General features: G+C 69.8%; 6 protein-coding genes and 1 pseudogene. 3 read left to right on the top strand and 4 right to left on the bottom strand.

What is annotated here, in order from left to right:
* Positions 1-336 (bottom strand): hypothetical protein (locus QZ483_RS12050; RefSeq protein ID WP_297084318.1); only part of this gene is annotated, 336 nt, incomplete at its 3' end.
* A 128-nt stretch (positions 337-464) separates the two neighbouring features.
* On the opposite strand from QZ483_RS12050, the gene purB reads away from it, so the two are divergent.
* Both purB and QZ483_RS12040 read left to right on the top strand, forming a co-directional pair.
* Positions 465-1,865: an adenylosuccinate lyase gene (gene purB / locus QZ483_RS12045; RefSeq protein ID WP_297084320.1), complete on the top strand. Its 1,401-nt coding sequence runs from the start codon at positions 465-467 to the stop codon at positions 1,863-1,865.
* 100 nt (positions 1,866-1,965) lie between these two features.
* Entirely contained in the window at positions 1,966-3,147 is a 1,182-nt protein-coding gene (locus QZ483_RS12040; protein WP_297084317.1) for an ATP-binding protein, read from the top strand.
* 12 nt (positions 3,148-3,159) lie between these two features.
* Here QZ483_RS12040 and QZ483_RS12035 read toward each other — a convergent pair whose 3' ends face one another.
* Genes QZ483_RS12035 through QZ483_RS12025 form a run of 3 tightly spaced genes read right to left on the bottom strand, consistent with a single transcriptional unit; the run spans position 3,160 to position 5,715 of the window.
* On the bottom strand, positions 3,160-3,840 hold the full coding sequence (locus QZ483_RS12035) for an MOSC domain-containing protein (protein WP_297084315.1): 681 nt from the start codon (positions 3,838-3,840) through the stop codon (positions 3,160-3,162).
* A 10-nt stretch (positions 3,841-3,850) separates the two neighbouring features.
* Complete coding sequence (locus QZ483_RS12030; RefSeq protein ID WP_297084313.1) at positions 3,851-5,173, bottom strand: hypothetical protein; 1,323 nt, start codon at positions 5,171-5,173, stop codon at positions 3,851-3,853.
* Complete coding sequence (locus QZ483_RS12025) at positions 5,173-5,715, bottom strand: sigma-70 family RNA polymerase sigma factor (protein ID WP_297084311.1); 543 nt, start codon at positions 5,713-5,715, stop codon at positions 5,173-5,175. Before QZ483_RS12025 ends, QZ483_RS12030 begins: the two co-directional genes overlap by 1 nt.
* Positions 5,716-5,864: 149 nt before the next feature.
* Here QZ483_RS12025 and QZ483_RS12020 point away from each other — a divergent pair.
* Positions 5,865-6,427: pseudogene (locus QZ483_RS12020) on the top strand (CPBP family intramembrane glutamate endopeptidase); the annotation flags it as partial.

The raw sequence follows: 6,427 nt of genomic DNA, 5'->3' as shown, positions 1-6,427 counted from the left end.
GGCGACGAGATCTGCCATCACGGATTTCGCGTCCTCCGGATTGGCGAGCACGTAGCCGTCCGGCGGCGCGTCGAGCGCCACGCCGAAGCGCAGGTCGCCGGCCGTGGTGATCGCCGCTTTCGCGTCGAGCGCCGCGGCGACCGTCCCCGCGAGCAGTTCGAGACGCGCCGCGAAGGCCGCGAGTTCCAGGCGATACGCGTCGCCAGCGGCCGACACCCAGGTGGCGGTCGCCGCGCGGGCCACGGCGGAGCGTGCCCCGTCCACACTGTCGGCCGCGCTGGTCAGGTGGTGCACGGGCCGCTCGGGCGGGTCGGGCAGGAGGGGCGGGTCGGGCATGCGGCGACGCTACGAGCATGCGAGTGCCCGCGCGCCGGCCGGCCCCCCGAACTGTGGACAGCGCCCCACCGCGCGCGTCCTGGGGGCGTGGAACAATGGGCGCCGTGACCGCCTGGGACCCCGCCTCCATGACCTCGTTCGCCACCGTCGAGCCCGCGATCGCGCTGGGCCCGCTGGACGGCCGCTATCGCGCCGCCGCCGCGCCGCTCGTGGACCACCTGTCCGAGCCGGCGCTCAACCGCGCTCGGCTGCACGTCGAGGTCGAGTGGTTCATCCACCTGTGCGCCACCGGCGCGGTCCCCGGCGCACGGGAACTCACCGCCGACGAGACGGACCTCCTGCGCGCCATCCCGCGCGGCTTCGACGCCGCCGGCATCGCCGAGCACGCCGAGATCGAGAAGGTCACCGTCCACGACGTCAAGGCCATCGAGTACTACATCAAGCGCCGCATAGAGGGCACGTCGCTCGCGCCGCTGGCTGAGCTGGTGCACTTCGCGTGCACCTCGGAGGACATTAACAACCTCTCGTACGCACTCATGGTCAAGGGCGCCGTCGAGCAGGTCTGGCTGCCGGCAGCCGATGCGCTGGCGGGCCAGATCGCCGAGCTCGCCGCAGCGAGCGCCGGGACGCCGATGCTGTCGCGCACCCACGGGCAGACCGCGACGCCCACGACGCTGGGCAAGGAGCTGGCAGTGCTGGCGCACCGCCTGCGCCGCCAGCTCGCGCGCGTGCGCGCGCAGGAGTACCTGGGCAAGATCAACGGCGCGACGGGCACCTTCGGGGCGCACACCGCCGCCGTGCCCTCCACGGACTGGGTGTCCGTGTCGCAGTCCTTCGTCGAGGGTCTGGGGCTCACGTGGAACCCGCTGACCACGCAGATCGAGAGCCACGACTGGCAGGCCGAGCTCTACGCGGACGTCGCGCGCTTCGGCCGCATTCTGCACAATTTGGCCACCGACGTATGGACGTACATCTCGCTGGGCTACTTCGCGCAGGCCGCAGTCGAGGGTGCGATCGGGTCGAGCGCGATGCCGCACAAGATCAACCCCATCCGCTTCGAGAACGCGGAGGCGAACCTCGAGATCTCGGGCGCGCTGCTCGACACCCTGGGGGCCACGCTGGTGACCTCGCGTCTCCAGCGGGATCTCACGGACTCGACGTCGCAGCGCAACATCGGAGTCGCGTTCGGCCACTCGCTGCTCGCGATCGACAACGTGCGCCGCGGCCTGAAGGCGCTGTCCGTCAACGAGGCGGCTCTGGCGGCGGACCTCGACACGTCGTGGGAGGTGCTCGCGGAGCCGATTCAGTCGGCTATGCGTGCGGCCGCCGTCGCCGGGGTTCCCGGCATGGACAACCCCTACGAGCGGCTCAAGGACCTCACGCGCGGGCACACCATGGATGCCGCGTCGATCCGCGCGTTCGTGGACGGCCTCGACCTGCCCGAGGAGACCAAGGAGCGCCTCGCCGCGCTCACTCCCGGCACCTACGTGGGCCTCGCCGAGCGTCTGGTGAGCGACTACCTGAACTGAGCCCGCGCATCGGCGCTGTGGAAACGTTGCCCGCCCGACGCCAAATAAATAGAATAAATAAGGATTCGGCGTCGACACCCACGGACGACAGGCGGCACTCATGACCCAGCACAGCGGGAGTCCGTTCACACCAGGCTACGGCAAGAAGCCTCTGGTGTTCGGGGGACACGAGACCGACCTTGCCGAACTACGCGCAGTGTTCACGACCATGGACTTTGGCGAGAACCACTCCGTGCTCGTGTCGGGGCTGCGCGGAGCAGGCAAGACATCGTTCCTGGCTGAACTTGAGGACGCCGCCTACGAAGCAGGGTGGATTGTCATCAGTGACAACGCGTCTGCGGGGCTCATGGACCGCCTCATGGACACGACCATTCCGGCCGAGATCAACCGCCTTGCGCCGCGGGCCGGGGTCCGCTTGGCCGGTCTGGGCGTGTGGCAGCTCAACGCGCAGTTCGAGTACGTGGACCGCCAGCGCGAGGTGAAGCCCCAACTGCGCCGAGACCTCGTGGCACTCTCGCGCGCTCTCGCGGGCGACGCTGGGATCCTCATCACGATCGATGAGGTCTCATCGGGCAAGGTGCGGCTGCGCGAGCTGTCCAAGATCGCCCTAGAGGTCTCGCATGCGCTCAAGGACGGCGCGAACGTCATGGTGGTCTTTGCCGGCATCCAGGTCAGCCTTGAGGACCTGCTCGAGCAGGAACACACCACATTCCTGCGTCGCTCCCGCGAAGTGCAGTTCCAGCGGCTCAGCGCTCCCACCACCGCGCAGGTGCTGACCGACACCGCCGCCATCGGCGGCCGCACGTTTGAGCCCGCCGGACTCACCCTCCTGGTGTCCATTTCCCAGGGCTATCCGTACCTTGTGCAACTTGCGGGCGACTACGCCTGGCGCAACAACCCGGAAGCTCCGACGATCACTGAGGCAGACGCAGAATCCGCGCATGCGCGCGCGGTCCAGGCGATAGAGAGCCGCGTGATCAGTCGCGTCTACAGCGACCTTTCTGAGAAGGACCGCGAGTTCCTCCACGCGATGGCGCAAGACGACGACCGGTCAAAGATCGCCGACATCGTTGTCCGCATGGGTCAAAGCGACCAGTACGTACAGGTGTACAAGAACCGGCTCATCAAGACGGGCTACGTCCAGTCCGCCGGGCACGGCTACGTCGAGTTCTCGCTGCCATACCTTGGCGCCTATGTCCGTCGCCAACTTGCAGGCGACGGGGACGACCAGCCACGGTCCGACGACGGCTGGGATGAGTACCCCGCACCACCGCTGCCCTAGGGGCTCCGTCAGTCAGGCGCGGAACTCGTCGCCCACAGACACCTGTCCGGGCGTGACCACCTCGAGGTAGACCGCGACGCGCAGATCACGCTCGCGGCCGAGCGCCTTGAGCCACGACGTCTCGGTGTCGACGCCGTCCTGCGCCAGGTCGATGGTGCGGCACCGCTCGATGCGTCCGGCCGTGCGCAGCACCGCGGAGCCGATCCGCACCTCGCCGTCCCAGGCCTCCTCCTCGAAGGCCTCAGTGGTCTCGACCACGAGGTTCGCGCGCAGCCGGCGAGGGTCGGCGTCAACGCCCAACTCGCGCTCGCACCAGGCCAGGGTCGCGGTGCCGATGACAGAGACAGCACCGTCGTCGAAGTGCTTGACGTCGGTCTCGGGGGCGATGGCGACGTCGGCGACGAGGACATCGGAGAGCCACGCGTCCAGCTCGGGTTCGCCCACCAGCCCGTGACGCGCTCCCGGCCCGGTCACGACCACGCCCTCGGGGTGCGTGGCTGCGGTGAACTCGAAGACCCCATCGCGGCGCACGTGCCGCTTGGTGTTCTTGCCGGCTGCCAGGCGCGAGTCCATGTCCCGCACGGCGTAGGCCCGATCGCCCACGAGCCCGCGCACATCGATCTCCACCGAGTTCAGCGCCTCGCCGCCCATGGACTTCACGGGGTAGCGGCGGATCGACACGACGGCGGTCATGACCTCCAGGCTACGGGTTCGGGACCTGCCGCCACGAGTACACCGGGCCTGTGACGGTGCCATCGGCTGCCAGGGACGCCGCTGCACTCACCGCGTAGAGGTCGAACCCATCGGCCTCCTCGCCGGGGCAGTTAGCGAGATCGCGCAGGTCGAAGAGCCAGGTGTGCGCCGCGGCACCCGGCACCTCGCGGTCGCCGATCATTCCCTGCTGGCGCTCGGGGAACTCCGGGTCGATGGTGGCCACCACCTCGCCGCGCTGTACCGCGACCACCGAGATGGACGTCGACTCGAACGGCGCGCTCACCCCGAGCTGGGAGTCCGCCGTGCCCGGCTCGAACGTCCCCAACTCACCCGGAACTGTGCCCGTGAGCAGGGTGCCGTCGGCATCGATTCTCAGCACGTCCTGACGGATCTCCTCACCCCACACTGCCTCGACGCTGCCGAAGCTCGCCTCCAACTGGCGCCGCGCCTCATCCGGCGACAGCCACTCGGCTCCCGTGATCCGCCACTCGCTCGTGCCGTCCGCCGCACTCGGGAACACGAAGCCGCACTGGTAGGGGGTTGTTGCAGTGGCCAGGTCGGCATCGGAACTGGGTGCGGGCGACGGGTCGAGGTGCGCCCCAGAGGAGATGCTCGGGGCGCTGCTCGCACTTGGCGCAACGCTCGGGTCGGGCAGCGCCTCATCCTCCGGCACGCACAGCAGACCCGTACCGGGCGCTGTCGGAGGCGTCGATGCGGAGAGCCCGTCTGGCGCCTCCACCGACCACGAAAACGCCCGGTCCGTGCCAGCCTCGAAGTCGATCCACACGCCAGCCGGCACCTCGAACACGTACCGGCCATCCTCGTTCGGCGCGATCGCGTAGGTCACTCCGTCCATCTCGATCACCTCGACAGTGCCGTCAGGCATGACGGAGAACTCGGCGGCGGGCTGCTCGGCGACGTCGTCGTAGACCACCCAAGTCTCAAGGGAGCGCGCCGAGGTGATATCGATGCCGTGCACGGTGGGAGCCACACCTGGAACTGGCTCGTACCTGCCGTAGAGGTCCGCGGCGGCCACCTCGGCAAAGCCCTGTTCGCACGCGCGGGCGGTCGGGGCCACGCCTGAACCCATCGGCGCCGCTTCGCCCACCACGCCCGGCAGCCGCATCACCCCGAAAGCCATCGCGCCCACGCCAACGGCCGCCACGGATCCCACCCCAGCGGCCCGAGCCGTGCGGCGCCGCCGCACCCGGCCACGTACGGAGCCGCCCATCGCATCGGCGAGATCGCCACCCGAGGTGCGTGCCGCATCGGCCCTCACCGCGGTCCTCATCAGATCACTCAGGTCGTCCATCACCGCGCTCCTCTCCGCGCAGGTGCCTCCACGGGCACCGTGCTCTGGTCGCCGTCCCAGTCGGCGTGGGTGTCGAGCATCTGGGCCATGCGGGCCGATGCGTCAGCCAGGTATCGCTTGACCGTTCCCTCGGCGAGGCCGAGCGTCGCGGCAATGGCCGGCACAGTCTGGTCGTCGTAGAAGCGCAGCACCATGCACGCGCGTTCGCGAGGAGACAGCCGAGTCAGAGCGTCGCGCACGTCGAGCACCGCGGCCGTGTCAGGCTGGTGCGGCTCGGGATCGCGCGTGCGACGGTGTGCGCGGGCCGCGGTGTCGCGCCTGCGCATCCGGTCGATGAAGACGGTGGGGATGGCTCGGCGGACGTAGGCCTCGGCACGGTTCACATCATCGAAGGAGCGGCCGCGCGAGAAGCTCTTGACGAGCGCGTCCTGCAGGACGTCCTGCGCCTCGGCGTCGTCGCCGGTGAGCAGCCGCGCATAGGCGAGCAGCCGTGGTCCTCGCTCGCGCATCACCGCGTCGAGCACCGGCTCCCATCGCGCCACGCGGGCCTCCCTCAGCGTCCTCGCCAGCCAGGTCTATCGCATTGTTGCCCACAGAACGCGGCCCACCACGCGAATCGTTGGGGTGGGCGTGGCAGAGAACACACCGCGGGCACCGATCGCCCAGGTCGCTCGTTAGGGTGGGCGTGATCATGGACGACCGCCCCGCCACCGACGCCGCTGCGTGTGACCCGCCTGCGCCCGAGCCAGCCACCGCATCGGCCCTCGCTGCCCCCGAGCCCAGCCGCCGGCGCCTACGCGCAGAGGTCATCATCGTGCTCGGCCTGTCCCTGGGCTACTACGCGATCACCGCGGCGCTGCGCCTGATCGAGCGCTACCTCGCGGAGCCCGCGATCGGCAACCAGTCGACCACCATCAACCCGTCGCGGTCCGAAATCGACTACGTGGATCTGATCCTCCAGGTGGTCCGGCAGCTGTACCTGCTGATGCCGGTCGCGCTGGCGTTCTTCCTGCTGAGCGCGGGAGGGCGCAACGCGATGCGCCGCCTGGGGCTGACGGGTCCCGCGCGCGCGTGGTGGAAGGACGGCGCGGTGGGCCTGGGACTCGCGGCGGTGATCGGCCTTCCGGGACTCGCGCTCTACGCCGCGGGCCGGGCGCTCGGGCAGTCGGTGCGCATCGACACCTCGGGCCTCCCGGACGCGTGGTGGGCCGCCACCATCCTGCTGCTGTCCGCGGCCGTCGCCGGCGTGCTCGA

Source organism: uncultured Demequina sp., from assembly GCF_913055775.1.
Taxonomy (GTDB): Bacteria; Actinomycetota; Actinomycetes; order Actinomycetales; family Demequinaceae; genus Demequina.
The sequence above is the reverse complement of the archived record's forward strand: the minus strand, read 5'-3'. Positions and strand labels throughout refer to the sequence as shown.

Bases quoted from the DNA above. Each gene is read 5' to 3' on its own strand.
- purB (WP_297084320.1), top strand. From the start codon at position 465: ATGACCTCGTTCGCCACCGTCGAGCCCGCGATCGCGCTGGGCCCGCTG.
- QZ483_RS12035 (WP_297084315.1), bottom strand. From the start codon at position 3,840: ATGACCGCCGTCGTGTCGATCCGCCGCTACCCCGTGAAGTCCATGGGC.
- QZ483_RS12040 (WP_297084317.1), top strand. From the start codon at position 1,966: ATGACCCAGCACAGCGGGAGTCCGTTCACACCAGGCTACGGCAAGAAG.
- QZ483_RS12030 (WP_297084313.1), bottom strand. From the start codon at position 5,173: ATGGACGACCTGAGTGATCTGATGAGGACCGCGGTGAGGGCCGATGCG.